We start from the raw sequence: 2223 nt of genomic DNA on the forward strand, positions 1-2223 counted from the left end.
GACCTGCAGTACGTGAAGGCTTCCACGCGCGGTCTGGACTCCACCGTCGCGACCGGTGTCGGCATGCAGAAGGAGGTTATCGACCTGAGCGGCAGCACGCCCAGCCTCAGCTTCGACGCCGCTGACCGCGCCTACCTCGCCGACCCCAAGAACTACTACTGGGCGTTCACGATGGAGCACCTGGACCGCAGCAAGGGAACCCAGAAGAGCTGGAAGGGCGATGCCCGCTACCGCTTCGAGCACCCGGTGCTGCAGGACCTGCGCTTCGGCATGCGCCTGACGGAACGCGAAGCGCAGAGCTCGACCAATCCGTCGAACTACCACTGGCAGGCCATCTCCCAGCCCTGGACGACAGGAGGCCCGGCCTACCTGAGCGACTACCCCGGCGGCACCCAGACCAACACTTTCAACAACTTCTTCGGTGGCAGCGTCCCCACGCCGCCGTCGGTCGTGTTCCCGTCGGTCGCACAAGCCGTCGGCTTCCCGGCTTCCTATGCCGTGCTGCACAAGTACGGCGCCGACAACTGCGTGGTCAAGCAGACCGCGGCCGGTCAAAGCACCGATGCCTGCAGCCAGTGGCCATTCGCCTTCTCCCCCGAAGGCCTGGGCAGCGACATCGCCCAGGACATCCAGAGCGGCAGCGGCAACAAGCAGTCCGAGAAAACCCAGGCCGCTTTCGCCCAGCTGCGCTTCGGCTTCGACGAATGGAAACTGCCGCTCGACGGCAACGTCGGCGTGCGGGTCGTGCGAACCCAGAACGACGCCCTGGGCTACACCTCCTTCGCCGGCACCGAACAGGCCAAGCTGGGCCTCGGCGGAGTGCCGGTGCCCAACATCCCGAAGTACCAGAAGCTGGAGACCTTCAAGAACAGCTACACGGACGTGCTGCCCAGTCTGAACCTCAAGCTCCAGGCCGCGCAGGACGTGCAGTTCCGATTCGCCCTGGCCAAGGCCATCGCCCGGCCTGACTTCGACAGGTTGCAGGCGAGCACCTCGCTGAGCCAGACCATCAACAGCACCGCCACCACGGTGACCAGCGTCTCGCAGAGCGGCTCCGCCAAGGGCAACCCCATGCTGCTGCCGACCCGCTCGACGCAGGAGGACCTGACGGCCGAGTGGTATTTCAGCCGCGCGGGTTCGCTGACGGTTGCAGCGTTCCACAAGGACCTGAAGGACATCCTCGTCAACCAGACGTCGAACTTCCAGTTGCCCGACGTCACCGGCAAGCCGCAGAACTTCTCGGTGACGAGCCCGGTCAACGGCGCCTCCGGCAACCTCACCGGTGTGGAACTCGCCTTCCAGACGTACTTCGACAAGCTGCCGGGCTGGCTCTCCGGCTTTGGCGTGCAGGCCAACTACACCTACGTCGACAGCAAGAGCAAGTTGTACAACCCGGTCAACTCGCCCTACTGCAGCGGTACCGCCAACTCGGCCGACAACTTTGGCCTGAACTTGAACGGCTGCGACACCGACGGCCGTCAGTTCGGCAACCTGCCGTTGCAGGGCCTGTCGCGCAAGGCTTACAACCTCGCGCTGATGTATGACCACGGTCCGCTGTCCGCACGCCTGGCCTACAGCTGGCGTTCGCGCTACCTGCAGGCCATCAACGTGAACGGCACGCAGGGCACGGACGGCCTCGTGACCGATCCGAACAGCCCGAACCTCGGTCAGAGGAACGTGGCCTGGGGCCTGCCGGTGTGGGCCGAGAGCTACGGCCAGCTGGACGCCGGTGTGTCGTACAAGCTGTTCAATGATCAGATGTCACTCGGCCTGGAGGCGCAGAACCTCAATTCCGCCCGCCAGCGTCAGCTGATGCAGCAGCATATCGGCTACATGACCCGTGGTCTGTTCTACACCGGCCCTCGCTACGTGGTCACGGCGCGCTACACGTTCTGACCTTGGTTTGCGCCCGGCGGTCCGCAGGATCGCCGGGCGCCTGGAATCCCGATGAAAAGAAACGCACTTCTCTCGGCGGTGCTGGCCGGCTTGCTCTCCCTGCAAGCCGCCGGTGCCGCCGAGGCGCCCCGCCTCGTCACGCGCGACGGCCGCCACGCACTGCTGGTGGACGGCAAGCCCTTCCTGATGCTGGGCGCGCAGGCGCACAACTCCAGCAACTACCCCGGCGCGCTCAAGCCCGTCTGGGACGCGGCCAAGGACGTCAAGGCCAACACCGTGCTGATGCCGGTGGCCTGGGAGCAGGTCGAGCCCGAGGAAGGAAAATTC

At 65.5% G+C, this 2223-nt stretch carries 1 protein-coding gene and 1 pseudogene; both read left to right on the top strand.

Annotation, left to right across the window (positions count from 1 at the left end; translation table 11 throughout):
* Positions 1-1896 (top strand): TonB-dependent receptor (locus tag AC1DU6_RS28345; RefSeq protein WP_477861208.1); only part of this gene is annotated, 1896 nt, incomplete at its 5' end.
* A 51-nt stretch (positions 1897-1947) separates the two neighbouring features.
* A pseudogene (locus AC1DU6_RS28350) lies at positions 1948-2223 on the top strand (beta-galactosidase); the annotation flags it as partial.

Source organism: Roseateles sp. P5_B10 (assembly GCF_056400485.1).